Here is a 16,530-nt window from a genome sequence, read left to right as displayed (position 1 = left end):
GTCTCTCCTATTGAGTGTTTGACCTGCCTTCCACTTTCAATCCAAATAATCCATTTCTGGTAGCAGATTCCAGCGGTATTGGTCTGCAGGTTGTATGTTCCGTCCCCACCTACCGAGAAGTTGCGTGTCGGCTTGTTTCGCAGCCATCTGCGTGGCAATCGAAACTGGGTCCCAACCCTCCAATACTTTTTGTGTCAAATGTTCTAAAATGTATTGGCATGCAGGATCGTCTACCCGGTCCTGCAATTCGTTTGGGTCGTCCTTTAAATTGAAAAGCTGCGGGGGGTGTCCGTGATAGTAATTCAACTTCCACTCATCCTCTCTGACCATCCGATGATAACACCCGTCATCGGTACAATATTCAGAGAAGGCGAGGTCCTCCCAGTGTGTATCCTCACCACGGAGGAGCGGTAAGATGCTCCGCCCGCGGGAATGCGGTAATGAGGGTGCCCCGAGGGCATCCAACATCGTGGCGTTCAAATCAAGCGAACTGACAACCCGATCGCACTGCACGCCTTCCGGTAAAGCACCACACCACGATAAAATTGTCGGGACCTTCACGGAATGTTCATAAAACGTCTGTTTCCACCAGAGTCCGTGTTCGCCGACCTGTTCACCGTGATCTGAACTATACAGGATGAGGGTGTTCTCATCTAACCCGTTTTCTCGGAGTGCCGTTAAGATCTGTCCAATCATCACATCCATTCGGGTTACCAGTGCCCAATACGCCGTGCGTGCGCGTAATATCTCAGCATCCGAGACCTCAACAATCCCACACTTTTCACGCCACCACTGAAAGTAGGGGTGTAACGCCTCCGTAAAAGGTTCAGGATTTTGGGGCATCGTCATCTGCCCTTCATACAGCCGATAATCCTCCTGACGGGCAACAAAAGGTTGATGCGGGAGCATAAACCCGACGGAAATGGAGAAGGGCCCGTCTAAAAGTCCTGCCCGTTTCTGGACGCCGAGTCGATTGAGGTAATCCACTGTCGCAACCGTCACATCTTCATCGTGCACCTGATAGGCACTCTGTCCTGCCCCTGATTTTTCGAGACTCACACGTGCCGGTCCTGCAGTGCCAGAAAGTTCACCGTGATCGACACCACCCCCACCGTGATAGTTCGGACCGTGGTCCCCGACGAGACGTTCGGCATACCCGTGCAGCTGATCCGGTCCCAACGCATGCATCCTCCCAATAAGCACAGGTTGATACCCCGTTGCACCCATAGCGTGTGCGAAAGTCGGAATCCCAGAATCGAGGATGTGGCTGTTCGTCCAGACTCCGTTCTCATGCGGGTAGCGTCCACTCAACATCGACATCCGGGATGGCACACAGATTGGAGATGGACAATAGACGTTTTCAAACACCACGCCCTCGGCGGCGAGGCGATCGAGATGAGGGGTTTGCACCAACGGGTCGCCGTAGCAACCCGTCACATACGGGTTATGCTGGTCGGAATGGATATAGAGCAGATTAGGACCTTGAGGACGCATCTAAAATCCCTCGTGAACTTGTATCAGATTTCCTTCATTATATGCACACGCGAGTTTTTGTCAAGCGTAGTCGGCGGTCTTCTATTGACATTTGAATAGTTTTTATGTAAAATGAAGTCTAATTTCAATACGTCTTTGACGAATCCAGTTCACCTCACCCAAAAGGAGACAGGACAATGGCATTTTTGAGACACATCGCATTACGGACGAAGGATATGGAAGCCTCGCGTCGTTTTTACGAAACCATCGGTTTTGCGTTTGTCGGGTATCGCGGGCGCGGGGGGTTAGACCTCTCGGACGGCACCCTGAACATGACAATCCTCCAATACAACGGGACGGAACGTCCCCCGTTTGCGGAGGGCACGGAGTTCATCCATTTCGGTATCATCGTTGAGGATTTGGCGAGCATCTACAATACCCTCCGAGATGGCGGTTTTGAATTGATTATGGACAATGTGAAAAAAGGGGATGAGATTGATGACGACAAGCCACCCGATCGCTCCTTCAAAGTTGCGGATCCCGACGGAAATGTCGTCGATATTACCTGCGCGCAGGATGAATGGCGTGGCGTGACGGTCTAAGAGGGCACATAATTTAAAAGATGGCATTTCAATTTGAAGATTTTATGGTCAACGAATACCTCTCGGAAGGCTATCTCATCTTTCGAGGGATTGTGCCACCAGCGTTGCTCAGCGATTTACGTCGCGAGGCGGAGAAGGCACGCGATCTGGCACATAAACGCAACGGACCGCAAACGCAACGGATTCAACCGCTATCCAATTACGGCGATGAACTGGATCTGAAACCGTTTTACGACTACACAGAGTTACCGGAACTCCGTGACGCTATCGAGAAATTGCTCGGTCCTGACTATACACACGGTCACGTTGACATCATGGGGCTTCTCGTTGAGCCGCTTGAGCATCCGTGGCACATCGGTTGGCACCGAGACGGCGTTGTGGAGGTCCCCCCCGAAGCACGTGATGAGATTGTCAAAGCGAAGTTGGCGGAAGTCTGGTATGATCTGCGTCATTTCAATCAGGTCAACTGCGCGATTTATGCCGATGCCTGCACCTGGTTCGTCCCCGGCAGCCATCTGCGCCAGTGGGATCTACCCGGCGAAGAGCAATCAACAAACGACCCGAAGTTGCGGAAACCCGCTGAAGGGCAGTCCAACGCGGAAGCCGAGCGATACTGCTTAGAGCATTGTCGGCAGTTTCCGGGTGCGGTTCAAGTGCATCTGGGACCCGGAGATTTCATGGTTTACCGGAACCTCGCGTGGCACACAGGAAACTACATTACTTACCAACCGCGCGCAACGATTCACGATGTCGTCCGCTATGAAGGAAAAAAAGATTGGACGGACTGGCAACAGACGAAATTGGATGCTGTCAAACGGATGAAGGAAAAACACTCCGAACTATAACCGATCAACTGTATAAGCGTCTAAGACCTCTTCATCGAGTTCTACACTGAAACCCGGAGCATCGTTGAGGGTGAAAAATCCATCATGAGGCGTGGGGCGCAAGCGGCGATACAACTCGTTCTCAACACCGTCGCGAGAAGGACCGAAGGTCTCTGCCATACACGGCATGGGCAGACAGGCAGTGAGATGCAAGCCCCACGGCGTCCCCGCTTGATGGAGCCATGTCGGAATATCCAGTTCAGCGGCTTCACGTGCGATGCGTAAACATTCCGTGAAACCACCCGCCCAACTGATATCAGGTTGAATCATATCCGCAGCCTCCCAACGCAGCAGTTCGCGAAACCCGTATCGTGTGAACTCATGCTCACCGGAGACAATCCAAGCCGGTTGAACTTCACGGACCAATTGTGCCATGCCTGCATAGTCGTCAAGCGGGATAGGTTCTTCGATCCATTTGAGATTCACATCAGAAGCTGCCTCGGCGAAACGGAGCGTGTAATCTACATCCCAACGGAGGTAGATGTCCGCCATCAATTCTGTTTCCGTTCCGACGGCATCTCGTGCCGCGTGTATCAATTCGACGTTTTCCGCAAACCCATCTTCACCCTCCGCAAGACCGTTACGGAGCGGCAGTTTGCAAGCAGCGAAGCCGTTCTCTGCGTAATAACCGACATCGGCACCCGTCGCATAAGCAGGGATCTTAAGGTGTGGTGTATCCGTAATAAGACTATAGACAGGCGCGTCCACAATCTTTCCGCACAGGTCAACAAGGGCGAGTTCTATGCCGCTCAAGACGTAAATCACCAAGCCGCGTCGCCCATAAATGGAGGTGATATGATATAGGTGCTCCCAAATCTCCTCAACCTCAAGCGGATCGCGTCCGATGATGAAGTTCTGGAGGTGTTTCTCAATGATGAGCGCGCCAGCAAGCCCGCCACCCCCAAGACCGTATCCTTTCAAACCCTTATCGGTGGTAATTTCAACGACTAACGCCCCGGCTTGTGCGGCGAAGGGACCCCGCCAGTCGACATGTGCCGCCTGGGTTGTGGGTTTCTGCCACAAATCAGAATCAACGGTATGAGGTCTCCCGTGTGGGCTTCCCCGGGTATGAATGCGCGTATGGCATTCACCGCCCTTAGCAAACCCCAAACCGGGCATTGCGCGTGGATTTAAGTTAACGTGCCACGTCCGAATCCCAGTAACGGTATGTCGGGTTTTCGCACGTGTTTTCCACGTGGTTGTGAGTTTATTTTCATTGGAGTGCATAATGTAATTCCTTGCTTTCAAGTTATGACGGCAACGCAAAATAGCCAATTCCTGTAAAGAAACCAACTATCATCCAGAGTCCCACCATCACATACTCGCCGAAAATCAAGCCGAACGCAACGGGTCGAATCTTTCGATACGTCGAGGCACCCCCAAACTTGAGTGCCATATACTTAATGAACCATCCGATTAAAATCGATGACCAGAGGTGAAACGGTGGATAGGTTGCCCCCAACAGATAACCGATCGGATGGAGGGACCACCAGACAAAATTTTGCCGCATCCAGAGCATGAAGCCTGTAAACCCAGCGCCAGCAATCATGCTGTAAACCTCGTCCCACTTCGTCTCAATCGGGAATTGGATAAGACTGCTCATCCGTTGGAAATAGTTCCGCGGCGCGACCACGAAAGACCAACTCTGTAAAAACAGGGCACCTTTGTCGTAAATGAGCGTCAATGAAGCGTAGACGGACACAAGGAGCGCTACGACAATTGAGACCCACAAAATCGGCATGACACGACGACGGGCGAGTTTCACCTCATCTGCCGCCTTGAAACTATGCAGAAAGTTCGGCATCATAAATTCGCCCCAATCGCGTAGGAAAGTGCGTTGGAAACTCAGGATCGCAAGACTCTTATGTCCCAATGCGTTGGAACCTAAAGTAATATCGATGTATTCCGAAGGGAAAAAGGGAGCCTGCACGAGCAACAATCCCCCGTTAACCACCATCCAGGTCAAAACGATTGACGTGATAAAGATGGAAAGCAGCGTTACAATCGCGACCCACGTTGTTACCCCCGCAACGACCAGAAACACGACAAGAACAATAAATCCCACGAAAAATCCAAGAAGTGCCACACGATACGAGACGGGTTCGTTTGAATCGTCTACCGGTTGACCGCCTATGGTGTCGTAACTCGTCCGTGCGTGTCCGAGACCGAACGTCTTCCTAAAAACTGCCATGATGTGTTCACGCCCTATCCAGAAAACCGCGGGAACAAAAACGAGATAACCGCCCATCACTTGACGGCTGCAACTAATCCAGGGACCGATGCTGAGTCCGATCGCATTCATGATGATATACTGGAGTTTGAAAAAGAGATAGAAGAACCAGAGGCTAAACGAAACCTCAAGCGTGAGTAACGAGGCGATCCCAATGACCGAAAAATAGATGACGAACCGCATCGCGGGCCACCATCCGAGGGTATGCCACGGTTTTTCGGTGAAGACGGTGTAGATATTGTAAATCAGTGGAATCTCTGGCACCCTCGGAAAGTGGGCGTGCAACCCGTTGATAAGGTGCAACACCACCGGCAGGATCATCCCTGCCCAAAGGAGCCTGTTTTTGAAAAAGGTGTTGAGGAGCGTGCCGCGCGCCGGTTCAGCAGCGAGCTGTATCGGAATCTGGATTAAGGGGAACGAAAACCTTTCGCGTTCTACCCACTGCTTTCGGAGAATTGTGGAAAGACAGAGCGTCGTAAAATAGAAGACCAGCACGAAAAGACCCCAGACAAGCAACGGCTTGAGCCATAGCATCCAGGGAACGCTTTCACCCGGAGCAATCCCTTCATAGAAGTCTGTTACCGCGTGGGGCTCCGTGACGACAAGCCATTCTGGGACGTGCGGATGGAGCGTTTCTGACCAATCATTTTCCATCGTCGCAAAGTACTGGAGCGCAACAAGGGAGGGCAGCAGAAACTGCAATAACCCCATTGAGGGAATGCCAACTGCGACGATCAGCATCATCCAGACAACGGTTAATTCAAGCGCAGAGAAAGCGAAACGCCCATTCCGCATCAACTTACGCAACGGCACATTGACGAGGAACACCAGAATGAGAACCCCGAAGATTGAACCAACAGGGAGATGATTGCCTGCGATCTTCGTGTTTTGTAGGAAATAGTTGTTGTAGGGTGTGATCGCACACATCGCCCCTATCAAAAGCAATCCTACAAGAATGGCAGGGAACCGGATTTTTTGGTTTTTTAACGATTGGGGTGCCGTTCCGATTTTTTCGTTGTCCAGATCGGGGGTTTGACGCGTATTTAGCAACATCTTTATCAGTTGTCAGTTGTCAGTTGTCAGTTGTCGGTTAAGAAGGGTATCGTCTAAGGGAATCCTCTTGTTACTGATAACTGAAAACCGATAACCGAAAACTATTCTGATGATTGTTAATTCCAAACCTTGTTCTTAAAGCACTATGAGCCTTCTTCTCTCACTGAAGGACGATAGAGACAGGTTTCCGCATCAACGACACGCCCATCGGGGAGTGTGTACTGGTTCGGGGTACCTTTACCCCACGGCTCTTTGAAATCTCGGCTTCGCTCTCTATCTACATCTATCTGTTCCCTAACAGACTCCCATGAGAATCCGTCCATAAGTTGTTCATGGAGAGATGCCTCCAATTCCTGGGACGCTGCTTGACCTGCGAGATTCTCAAATTCATGCGGGTCTGTTTCCAAATCAAAGAGAATGGATTCATCTTCAGGGAAGGCAACATATTTGTAGCGAGGCGTTCGGAGCATACGCATCGGTCCCGTGGTCTGGTTCGCCCAGTATTCAGTGATCGCAGTGTTACGCCACCCTTCAGTGTCCCCCGACATAAGATTCGTCAGGTCCGCGCCATCTAAATCTTCGGGGGTAGGGATACCCGCTCTGGCGCATAGCGTTGGGAAGAGATCGTTTAACTCGACAGGTGCGGTCACGCGTTCTCCGTATGGATGCGGTAAATGTCTGTCCGATACGATTAATGGCACGCGTGCGGCTGCCTCATAGTAACTGGATTTCCACCACTGCCCGTGTTCTCCTGCCATTTCACCGTGATCAGTCGTATAAACGATGATGGTGTTCTCCAGTAAACCGTCCCGTTCTAAAAGTGTGAGGAGATCTCCGATGGTCTCGTCAAGGAATTCGCAACAGGCGTAGTAAGCCGCTCGCGCTTTACGCGCTTCTTCGGGCGGAATTTCGTCTGTCTTGAAGTTGTCCCGTAAACCTTTCGCGTAACGGTGCGTCTGTTCCAAGTGTCCATCCGGCACATTGGGCATATCCACATTATCGGGAAAATACTTATCAAAAAGTCGTTTGGGGGCTGTGAGTGGAAAGTGTGGACGGCTGTAACTTGCCAGTAGGAACCACGGTTGTTCCGATGGCTGGGACCTTAAGTATTCGAGCGTTTCCGCATTGATAACCCGTTCTTGTAGCATGCTGGTCGGAATCTCAGTGATGCCAGCGAGTCGTGTACGTTGTCGCGTCCCAGATGGGGTCTTTATCGGATCTGTTTGGTGTCCGGCATACCCACGCAAGTCGCCGTAAGGTCGAGACTGGAAACCGTTGTTCTGCTCTTTGCCACCGAAGTGCATCTTTCCAACGAGTGCAGTCGCATAACCGTGTTGTGCAAAATGCGCCGGCATCGTGAGATGTTCAGGAAACAAAATAGACCCATTATTCCACGCTGAACACCGATGCGCGTGTTTTCCGGTGAGCATACACATCCGGGAGGGCGTGCAGAGCGGGACTTGGCAGTAGGCACTCTCAAAATAGGTGCCGGATGCTGCGAGCCGGTCAAGATTCGGTGTTTGGACAATAGAATTACCCTCATACCCCATAGCGTGCGGACTATGTTCATCGCTCATCAAAAATAGAATATTCGGTTTTTGCGCCATTAATCAAAAAATCTCCTTTAATTTTCGGTAGAGGAGCACCTTCCACAATCTGTATTTAGAAAACTAAGCACGCGGCAGCGCATCCGTATGAAAATCCACACCGATTCTTTTTATCCATGTGCCGCTTATTACGAAAGATTTTTGCTTTCAATTTAGTTTACACGATTTATCAATGGTGTGCAAGTAGAATCTGGTGTTTGAACAGTGTTTTTCAATGCCCGGAGCGGTTAGAAACCGCTCCTACCGGGTCCTGGTCCTTCCATACCCTAAGTGTGGAGAAGCAAGCACCAAGATGTTTAGCGATCCTACTATAAAAATGGAAGGGAATATGCTTGTCAATGCAGCGGTTGTGCTTTAGATTTTCCGACACCCGCTCCGAGTGCTGGTAACACAGTCTCAGAAATATCAAGGGAATAGTCAAAAATCGTCCATCCCGAAGCCCCTAAGTTCCGGGCGAGATAAATCTGTGCAACGACGCCATCTGGCGTTAGTAGCGAATTAGTAGCAGTCGCACCAATACCGGGATAAATGGCTACCCCTTTCGGCATCAAGGCGAGTTGGTTGGCTAATAACCTTGTGAAATAGTCCGCATCCTCTGTATAATTCATTGGACAGACGAAATCGACGTAACCCGCCTTTGCCCACGCGATCCAGTCCTGCCCGATAGAAGTGACGCACGCTGGGTAACCACCAAAGACGGCTGCAGAAAGTTTGATGTGAGGGGTCGCCGCTCGCAGCCGTTTGTGTAGCAAACGGACCAAGCGAGTGATTTGCTGCGATCGCCACTCAATATACTGATCACTATAAACTCCCGTTTCAGGTAATACTGCCTTGGGCCATTCGTCAATCTGCTGCCGCGTCGCAAGCGTGAATCTTTTACGGCACGCTTCACAATAACAGGCGTGGCTTCCCGGATAACGAATATAATCCAGATGGATGCCATCTATATCGTAATTCATCGCAATTTCCAAGATGCTCTCTAATTCCAGCTGGACGTTTTTCGGGTGTGATGGACAGAGCCAATTCAATGGCTTTCCGGTCCTGGAGACTTGGGTTCGCTTCTCTTTCCGCATTTTCTCAATGAATTCTTTCGGTGTCCCCTCCAAATTCCACGTAATCTTCCACACGTGCACTTCTAAGCCGTATGTGCGTGCCGCCGCGACGCATTGCGATAACTGATCTCCATATTGTGTAAAGGTTTTGCTGTGGGGTAAGATCTTACTGGCATAATGCGCCACCCCTGCCCATGCCATGTTTGGGAGAATCATGTTCACGCCTGCCGCTGCCAATTCTTTGGCGGATCTATCCCAATCTTCAGGATAGGCGCCAAGTCCAGAATGATTCCACACGGCGCGTCCCTCGGTTTCAAGGCTACGCTGCGACAAGAAATAGGCTTCTGAAAATGCTTCTCGGCTTGCCCGTGCTGTTGTTATCGCCGCAGTGTAAGCCTTACTGTTATACTCGGCGTGCGCCTTCTCCATCAAACGTTTTCCGGTTTCCAAAGCGTCTGCTGCGCTTGACACACCGCTTTTTCGGACAAACGTCGCTAACGCCTCAAGCCCGTCTGTATGCCCCACGGTGGTCATGGTTTCTATAGCCTGCTTGGTGAGTGAGTGCCGAAATTCTGGGACGAGATGCCCTAAGAGTGCTGCAAGCATTCGCGTCTTGGTTAGGATGTCGTCTGGGAGGAAAATGTGGCTAAAAAACACACCCGATTTGCCCACAAAAAGGGCAGGCAAACGTGTCGATTCTCCTGCCATATTGTGCCAATACCCGATAACTTTCGTTTGAGGTGTTGTCGGTGTTGCGACTGTAATGTTCCACGATGCCTGTCTAATAGATGTCGGCATATCAGGTATTTCGGGCGCACGCAACTGAATTGAAGCGAACTGTCCAGGCGATTCCGCTTTGCGCCAATCCGTTTGTCGTAAACCCAATAGCGGTGCCACCTTATCCGCCAAGCTATAGGTTACGAAAAGCTTACCGCCACCCGCAACAAAATTTTTCAAGAGACGTGTTGTCTGTTTTGATACCACGGGGTTCAATGGCAGGACAATCAACTTAAGGGATTTGAGTTGGTCCTTAGAGAGCGATGGGTCTTCAAGGGTGTCGGCAGTGAACCCGATCATGCTGAGCATTCGATTGAACCGCTTAGCGACAGAACGCGCATATTGAACGTCTCCCTCGGATACCCCAGAAGTGGCTGTCGGTAGGAGAATCGCAATCTGTGCTTGCTGTGAAACGGCAAGATTGTGTTCACCGATACACCAGAAAAGCATACAGACGAGCAAGATTATTAGGATACAGCACGCTTTATTTGCGATTTGCGTCAAAAACATTACCTGTTCCTCTCAACCTGTGTAATGGCAAGTGTTGGGTTCCCACTCTTGGCAAGAGGTGGTTTCTCGGTCTTCCCTAAGAACTTCTCGATGCCTTGCGCGATAGCAGTGGCGATTTTATGTTGATACGCCGGTGTTGTGAGTTTATGTCCTTCTGTTGGGTTCGATACAAATCCGGCCTCGATGAGAATCGCAGGGACGTTTGTCCCGATCAAAACGACAAATCGTGCGTGTTTGACGCCACGATCAATCGCACCTGTGGCTTGCACCAACGCTTGTTGGACGTGTCTTGCCAATTGCTTACTATCTTCGCTTTTGCTTTTCTGTATGATCCCTTTCAGGAGTGCTTCCAATTCTTGGATACTATAGCCGGAGTCTGCATTTTCCCGCGCTGCGAGTGCTTCTGAGGCGCTGTCCATACTGGTGACACTCAGATAGTAGGTTTCGATACCTGTTGCTTTACGGTTTTCACTGGCGTTGGCATGAATGCTCAGAAAGAGATCCGCTTTGTGTTGTGTTGCGAATGCAGTGCGCTGCTTGAGCGGAATGTAACGGTTGGTATCCCGTGTCATTAGGACAGTGTAGCCTCTTCGCGTTAGCACTTCACGCAGTTTTTTCGAGATGCCCAGCACAATGGCTTTCTCTTGTAAGGTGCCTCTACCCAACGCCCCGGGGTCTTTGCCGCCGTGGCCGGGGTCAATAACAATCGTTTTCGCGGTTAATCCAAATTCACGCGTGAGTGAGTCTGGAACCGAAGGTTTCTTCGTATCAAGAAGTGGGGACGGAGGTTTCGATTGAGGTTCGGATTGCTTTTGTGCTTGAATTGTCCGTTCGCGGGACGATCCTATCGGTTTTTGTTTTATTTTGAAGGGTTGCGTTTTGAGAGGGCGGAGTTCTTCGGTGGCAGCAACAACAATTCCCTGATCTCTTGAAGATTCGATAAGCGTCGCATAAAGCACCTCGGCGCGTGTGATGTAACCTTGTCTGACATATACACGTGCCAATTCTAATTGGGAGGCACCAGCGATTTTGGAACCCGCATAACGACTCTCGACGATCTGGTATTGCGTGATGGCTCGGTAATCCTCACCGATATGCGCATAGCAACGTCCCGACCAGTAATGTGCGTGTGGGACATACCCCGAATGCGGGTAGTTGCGAATCAGTTTTTGGAAGGCTGCAATCGCCTGCTTCGGTGCTTCAGTGTTACCGGCTTTGATACGCCAGACCCAACAGGAAGCGAGCGCATATTGTGCATCATCAGCGGAGGCCCCTTGCGGGTCTGTATCAATAACTTGCTGAAATTCTGAAATAAGCGCGCGCCAGTCAGCGGCAGTCGCCTGTTTTTTGCCACTCACATACGCACGATGGCGTTGGGAAGCCGCTTTATAACCGGACATAGTTCCGCATCCGGATAATACCACTCCAGAAACGAGCAGCAGGCAAGAACACCATAGTTTCATTATTTTCTCCTCTGGCACGATGTGGTTCTTTTCCGTTTTTTGTCTCATATCCTATAAAATAAAACGAAATATTCTCATCTTTCGTTACCAAATTACGCTATCAAGGCGTAATTATCCCGCTTCCTAAGAAAACTCTGTCCCTTTATTTCTCTGTTGACTTCCTTATCAATTCGCGTTAAACTAACATCATATAATTCACTTTAAAAGAGCGAGGTAAGGAGAACCGATGGAACTGAGTCCCCAAGAAATCCAACTATTTCGCCACAACGGTTTTATTAGATTTCCGACGCAACTGTCTAAAGACCGTGTAGAGGCACTTAAAGCCGCCGCACTCAAAGACATGGAAGAAGGCGTGGAACCTGTTGCCCGACAGGACGGTAGAATTATCCGGATCTCTGCTGTTTGGGAACGGGGTGGCATCTTCCAAGAAACGATTACTTGCGACGAAATTCTCAATCCGTTGGAATCATTGTTGGGTCCGAATATAGAATTCGTGCTGAACCGCCACAATCACGTCTATCTCCGAGACGCAGGTTCAACGCATTCGCTTGAATTGCATCGCGATGTCCGCCATTGGTCTCGGACGATTGCGACTGTTCTGATCTATCTCGAGGACACACACTTAGAGAACGGCTGCACACGAGTTGTCCCCGGCTCACATCATTTGCCTGCGTTCGCGAGTCTCAAGGACGATGCAATCCAGCACATCGCGGCGAGTCAAGCGATACCGTTACCGATGCCAGCCGGAGGGTTGCTCGCTATAGATAGCATGATAATTCACTCAGCAGGGATTAATCGCACAGATAGCACGCGGATGAGTATGACCCTGGGTTACCACGGTGTTGATGAACTCGCGTTGGAAGATAATCCAAGGAAGGTGCTTGTGCGTGGCGAACGACCGTATCGTGGAAACGACAAGCCCCGTGAATAATTCTGCCGGAATTGGGTTTATAATAAATGAGGACGCATTCGCAAAGATCCTCTGAAAATCTGATTTTTTGAAAAAAGTGATGCTTTTTCATTTTTTTCTTGACAAACAGTGAACTCTGTGGTATACTTAATAATGCTATTGGGAGATAATGAAGAAATTCTGGGCGGGTAGCTCAGGTGGCTAGAGCGACAGCCTTACAAGCTGTAGGCCACAGGTTCAAGTCCTGTCCCGCCTACCTACCGTAACTGCCTAAAAATCAGAAGTCTCTCGATGCAAGATTGAAAAATATGGGCTCGTGGCGCAGTTTGGTTTAGCGCGCCTGCCTGTCACGCAGGAGGTCGCGGGTTCAAGTCCCGTCGGGCCCGCTTTGATTACGCTGAATTAGCCACACGTTGTGTCTTACAATGTTGTGGCTTTTTCGTTAGTTAAAAGACAATCTACCCTATAACAATAATTTACTATCTCATTTCTGAATACAAGTTTGTAAGCAACACCGATAATAGAGGAGCGGCACTGCCGTGATTGATCTTAAGTTTATTCGTGAAAATACCGAAGATGTCCGTCAGATGTTAGCAGATCGCCGGACGGAAGCTGAATTGGATAGGTTGGTAGAATTAGATGCATGTTGGCGCGAGAATTTGACACATACACAATCTCTCAAAGCGCACCAGAATCAAGTTTCACAACAAATTGCCGAGCGTAAAAAAGCGAAACAGGATGCTACAGAAACTATCGCTGAGATGCGGAAGCTCTCCCAAGAAATAAAGGAACTCACCGCCGAAGCCAACGCTACGAAAACTGAAATTGATGCCATTCTGTTGACAATCCCGAATATGCCGGAGGCGAGCACACCCGTCGGTATGGGTGAAGATGACAACATCGAAATTAAAACATGGGGTGAATTGCCGAGTTTCGATTTTGAATTAAAACCGCATTGGGAAATCGCTGAACAGTTGGACATTGTTGACTTTCAACGCGGTGCTAAGGTCGCAGGGAGCAACTTTGTGCTTTTTAAAGGGGTAGGGGCGCGGTTGGAGCGTGCGTTGATTCAGTTTATGCTTGATTTACACACGACGCAGCACGGCTACACCGAAATCTCACCGCCATTCCTTGCCAACCGGCCGACAATGACAGGGACAGGGCAAATCCCTAAACTTGAGTCTGATATGTATCGGTGTGACAGGGATGAAGAAAACCCCGATAGCGATCTGTTTCTCATTCCGACTGCCGAGGTTCCCGTGACGAATATGTTCTCAGGTGAAATACTTGCTGGTGATGAACTGCCTATCTACTACACCGCCTACACCCCTTGTTTCCGACGCGAGGCGGGTGCTTATGGTAAGGACACACGCGGTTTACAACGTATCCACCAATTTGATAAGGTGGAGATGGTGAAGTTTACCACCCCTGAAGCCTCTTATGCTGAACACGAAACGCTATTGGCGAACGCTGAGAGTGTTCTACAGGCACTCGGTTTGCCTTACCGTGTCGTGCAACATTGCACAGTGGAACTCTCTTTTGCCGCGGCGAAATGCTACGATATTGAGGTGTGGGCACCCGCACGGCAGCGATTCTTAGAGGTCTCCTCCTGTAGCAACTTTGAGGATTTTCAGGCACGTCGCGCGAGTATTCGCTTCCGCCGTGAAGCCGGGGCGAGACCGGAGTTCGTTCACACGCTGAACGCATCCGGCACCGCATTGCCACGCGTTGTCATTGCTCTCCTTGAGACATATCAGAATCCCGACGGAACCGTGCGTATACCCGCAGTGCTGCAACCCTACATGGGCGGTCTGAAGCAGATAGGATGCATAAGTTAAGCATCGGATCCCATGCGCGGACGAAGGATTTTCAACGCCTTGAGTAGGACATCCCCTTTTTCGGTTTCTCTCCGCTTGAGTTGTTCCAGATCATCAGCGTTTGTCTTTATCGTAAACCCGGCATCTCTAATCATCTGGCGTGTGCGGGATGCCGTTGAACCTTCCGCATTCAGGTAGCCGTCAATAAACATCGAATTGGCTGGATAGAGTGCCATGACCTCCATACTCCGAAAATGGTGTTCTCTGCCTGCAGCGACCCGTATCTCAGCCCGCGGATTCAGGAATCGGTAGAGACATAACACGCGGAGACAATAATCGGGAGTTAAAGTAGTAGACACATTCCGCTGTGCCGTAACGGATTCCAATAATTGCGTGCCGGATATTGGCAAGAAAAAGTTCACTGGGAGCGAGGCGACCTCAAGGTGCCGGAGTTCTTTCGCCACCCGAATTAAGTCCACCGTCTCTTCACCCATCCCAACGATCACACCTGAACAACAGGCGAGTCCAACCCGCTGCGCGGCTTGCAATGTATCCATCCTATCCTGATAACTATGCGTGCTACATATCTTTGGGTAATGGGCTTCGGAAGTATTCAGATTATGGTTCAGTCTGTCCAATCCCGCTTCTTTCAAGATACCCGCAGCGTCTACATCAATCAATCCGGCAGAGAGGCATACTTCGATCGGGTAGCGCGCTTTGACAGTGCGGATGAGCTTCGCAAGGTGAGAAACTCGTTTGGGTGAGGGGCCGCGTCCACTCATTACAATACAGTAGCGATACGCGCCGGATTCATAAGCACGTTCAGCTTCTGCAAGAATCTCGGCATCAGGTTTTAGGGAATAGGCTTCGATGTCTGTTGTTGCGGAATTCGCCTGCGCGCAATAGTGACAATCCTCTGGGCAGTAGCCGTTCTGGGCGTTGTTGAGGATATGTAGTTGGACCTCGTTCTTAAAGTAGGTTTTGCGAACCTGATAGGCTGCATTTAGGAGCGGGAGTAATTCTATTTCTGATGCGGTTAGAAGTTTCTCACAAGTCGCATCGGAAAGGAGCTCGCCGCTGAGGCTAATCGTTGTTAATTCTTGATAAAATGTTGTTTCCATTTTTTAAATAATTAGGTTTCGATCCGATGCCTTACCTCCGACTAAAAAACGTCCCATGCGATGTCGGTGGCATTAAAGACGGGACCTTCGGTACAAACACGTTGGTATTCAAAGCGATCCGTGTCTATTCGGACAGGACAAACACAGCCGAGACACACCCCCATCGCACACCCCATTCGATTCTCCATAGCAATTTGAGTAGGCACTTGAAAATCTGTCGCTATTTTTGTAACAGCAGCGAGCATCCCATGCGGTCCACACGCATAAATCGTCGGACGGCGCCATTTGGTTTCACGCAGCAAATCCGTGAGAATCTCAGTTACATATCCGTGATGTCCGATGCTCCCATCGTCTGTAGCGATATGCACGGCGATGCCGATAGATTCCAAATCTGACACACTCAAAAGTCGGGCGCGATGCTGGGCACCGACCAATCCAAGCGTTTGTATATCTTTTTCACGTAACGCAACAGCCAGTAACATGAGCGAAGCAATACCGGCACCCCCACCAACAAGTATCGCTGGTTCCGGGTTTGTCGTAAGATTAAACGTATTACCGAGCGGTCCTAAAACCTGTAGGGGGGCACCCCTCGGCATCTCTGACAATTGTTTCGTCCCCTCGCCGATAATCTGATAGAGCATTGTTATCTCGTGCTCTTCCACCGTATAGATCGTGAAGGGACGGCGGAGCAACATTCCTGGACCCTGCGAAATCATGACGTGAATGAACTGCCCTGGACGTGCATGCTGCGCGATCTCAGCACATTCACAACGCAACAAATAATGCGCTTCCGCTACCTCTTCGTTAGAGAGTATAGTCGTCCGAGTATCGTATGTGTTTAGTGAACAGTTACTTGGCATAGCGTATATATTACCACGTCGAGATGGAGATAGCAAGGTTATTATAGCAGGATTTCCAGTTTGTGCATTGGCGAAAAGCATATATATGAAATTTTTTAACTATCTTTTTCAGGGTAGATGTCTCTATAAAAGAGAGTGTGGTATTCTGTTCATAATGCCAAATGGAATAAT

Annotated in this window: 12 protein-coding genes and 2 tRNA genes; 6 read left to right on the top strand and 8 right to left on the bottom strand. The window is 50.0% G+C overall.

Features of this window, described 5'->3' with window-relative positions; translation table 11 throughout:
* Positions 1-36: 36 nt before the first annotated feature.
* Positions 37-1,494, bottom strand: a complete 1,458-nt coding sequence (locus F4X88_13275; GenBank protein ID MYA57261.1) for a sulfatase-like hydrolase/transferase — start codon at positions 1,492-1,494, stop codon at positions 37-39.
* Positions 1,495-1,670: 176 nt separating this feature from the next.
* Between F4X88_13275 and F4X88_13270 the strand changes: the two genes are divergently transcribed.
* The gene (locus F4X88_13270; protein MYA57260.1) at positions 1,671-2,075 is read left to right on the top strand and encodes a VOC family protein; all 405 of its coding nucleotides are present in this window, start codon (positions 1,671-1,673) and stop codon (positions 2,073-2,075) included.
* Positions 2,076-2,095: 20 nt separating this feature from the next.
* Positions 2,096-2,920: a phytanoyl-CoA dioxygenase family protein gene (locus F4X88_13265; protein ID MYA57259.1), complete on the top strand. Its 825-nt coding sequence runs from the start codon at positions 2,096-2,098 to the stop codon at positions 2,918-2,920.
* On the opposite strand, the gene F4X88_13260 is transcribed toward F4X88_13265, so the two are convergent.
* The 5 genes from F4X88_13260 to F4X88_13240 form a co-directional block, all read right to left on the bottom strand.
* Entirely contained in the window at positions 2,915-4,186 is a 1,272-nt protein-coding gene (locus F4X88_13260; GenBank protein MYA57258.1) for an L-rhamnonate dehydratase, read from the bottom strand. The genes F4X88_13265 and F4X88_13260 overlap by 6 nt on opposite strands.
* Positions 4,187-4,208: 22 nt before the next feature.
* Complete coding sequence (locus tag F4X88_13255) at positions 4,209-6,242, bottom strand: hypothetical protein (GenBank protein MYA57257.1); 2,034 nt, start codon at positions 6,240-6,242, stop codon at positions 4,209-4,211.
* A gap of 143 nt (positions 6,243-6,385) precedes the next feature.
* Positions 6,386-7,849 (bottom strand): sulfatase-like hydrolase/transferase, encoded by a 1,464-nt coding sequence (locus tag F4X88_13250; protein MYA57256.1) that lies wholly within the window; start codon positions 7,847-7,849, stop codon positions 6,386-6,388.
* Positions 7,850-8,184: 335 nt separating this feature from the next.
* Complete coding sequence (locus F4X88_13245; protein MYA57255.1) at positions 8,185-10,188, bottom strand: family 10 glycosylhydrolase; 2,004 nt, start codon at positions 10,186-10,188, stop codon at positions 8,185-8,187.
* Positions 10,188-11,699, bottom strand: a complete 1,512-nt coding sequence (locus F4X88_13240) for a tetratricopeptide repeat protein (GenBank protein MYA57254.1) — start codon at positions 11,697-11,699, stop codon at positions 10,188-10,190. The genes F4X88_13245 and F4X88_13240 overlap by 1 nt, the downstream gene beginning before the upstream one ends.
* A gap of 178 nt (positions 11,700-11,877) precedes the next feature.
* Here F4X88_13240 and F4X88_13235 point away from each other — a divergent pair, with 178 nt between their 5' ends.
* The 4 genes from F4X88_13235 to serS all read left to right on the top strand — a co-directional run bounded on the left by F4X88_13235 (position 11,878) and on the right by serS (position 14,399).
* Entirely contained in the window at positions 11,878-12,582 is a 705-nt protein-coding gene (locus F4X88_13235) for a phytanoyl-CoA dioxygenase family protein (GenBank protein ID MYA57253.1), read from the top strand.
* Between the two features lie 161 nt (positions 12,583-12,743).
* A tRNA-Val gene (locus F4X88_13230) sits at positions 12,744-12,817 on the top strand.
* 54 nt (positions 12,818-12,871) lie between these two features.
* A tRNA-Asp gene (locus tag F4X88_13225) sits at positions 12,872-12,947 on the top strand.
* Positions 12,948-13,100: 153 nt separating this feature from the next.
* Positions 13,101-14,399: a serine--tRNA ligase gene (gene serS, locus F4X88_13220; GenBank protein MYA57252.1), complete on the top strand. Its 1,299-nt coding sequence runs from the start codon at positions 13,101-13,103 to the stop codon at positions 14,397-14,399.
* Here serS and bioB read toward each other — a convergent pair.
* Both bioB and F4X88_13210 read right to left on the bottom strand, forming a co-directional pair.
* Positions 14,396-15,499, bottom strand: a complete 1,104-nt coding sequence (gene bioB, locus F4X88_13215; GenBank protein ID MYA57251.1) for a biotin synthase BioB — start codon at positions 15,497-15,499, stop codon at positions 14,396-14,398. The genes serS and bioB overlap by 4 nt on opposite strands.
* A 41-nt stretch (positions 15,500-15,540) precedes the next feature.
* Positions 15,541-16,440 carry a dihydroorotate dehydrogenase electron transfer subunit gene (locus tag F4X88_13210; protein ID MYA57250.1) on the bottom strand — a complete coding sequence of 300 codons (900 nt, stop codon included), beginning with the start codon at positions 16,438-16,440 and terminating at the stop codon, positions 15,541-15,543.
* Positions 16,441-16,530 lie beyond the last annotated feature (90 nt).

It is taken from the genome of Candidatus Poribacteria bacterium (assembly GCA_009839745.1).
Classification (GTDB): domain Bacteria; phylum Poribacteria; class WGA-4E; order WGA-4E; family WGA-3G; genus WGA-3G.
The sequence above is the reverse complement of the archived record's forward strand: the minus strand, read 5'-3'. Positions and strand labels throughout refer to the sequence as shown.

Excerpts from the sequence above, each read along its gene's own strand:
- F4X88_13255 (MYA57257.1), bottom strand. The coding sequence starts at position 6,242 with ATGTTGCTAAATACGCGTCAAACCCCCGATCTGGACAACGAAAAAATC.
- F4X88_13240 (MYA57254.1), bottom strand. The coding sequence starts at position 11,699 with ATGAGACAAAAAACGGAAAAGAACCACATCGTGCCAGAGGAGAAAATA.
- F4X88_13265 (MYA57259.1), top strand. The coding sequence starts at position 2,096 with ATGGCATTTCAATTTGAAGATTTTATGGTCAACGAATACCTCTCGGAA.
- F4X88_13260 (MYA57258.1), bottom strand. The coding sequence starts at position 4,186 with ATGCACTCCAATGAAAATAAACTCACAACCACGTGGAAAACACGTGCG.
- F4X88_13270 (MYA57260.1), top strand. The coding sequence starts at position 1,671 with ATGGCATTTTTGAGACACATCGCATTACGGACGAAGGATATGGAAGCC.
- F4X88_13245 (MYA57255.1), bottom strand. The coding sequence starts at position 10,188 with ATGTTTTTGACGCAAATCGCAAATAAAGCGTGCTGTATCCTAATAATC.
- F4X88_13250 (MYA57256.1), bottom strand. The coding sequence starts at position 7,849 with ATGGCGCAAAAACCGAATATTCTATTTTTGATGAGCGATGAACATAGT.
- bioB (MYA57251.1), bottom strand. The coding sequence starts at position 15,499 with ATGGAAACAACATTTTATCAAGAATTAACAACGATTAGCCTCAGCGGC.
- F4X88_13210 (MYA57250.1), bottom strand. The coding sequence starts at position 16,440 with ATGCTTTTCGCCAATGCACAAACTGGAAATCCTGCTATAATAACCTTG.
- F4X88_13235 (MYA57253.1), top strand. The coding sequence starts at position 11,878 with ATGGAACTGAGTCCCCAAGAAATCCAACTATTTCGCCACAACGGTTTT.
- F4X88_13275 (MYA57261.1), bottom strand. The coding sequence starts at position 1,494 with ATGCGTCCTCAAGGTCCTAATCTGCTCTATATCCATTCCGACCAGCAT.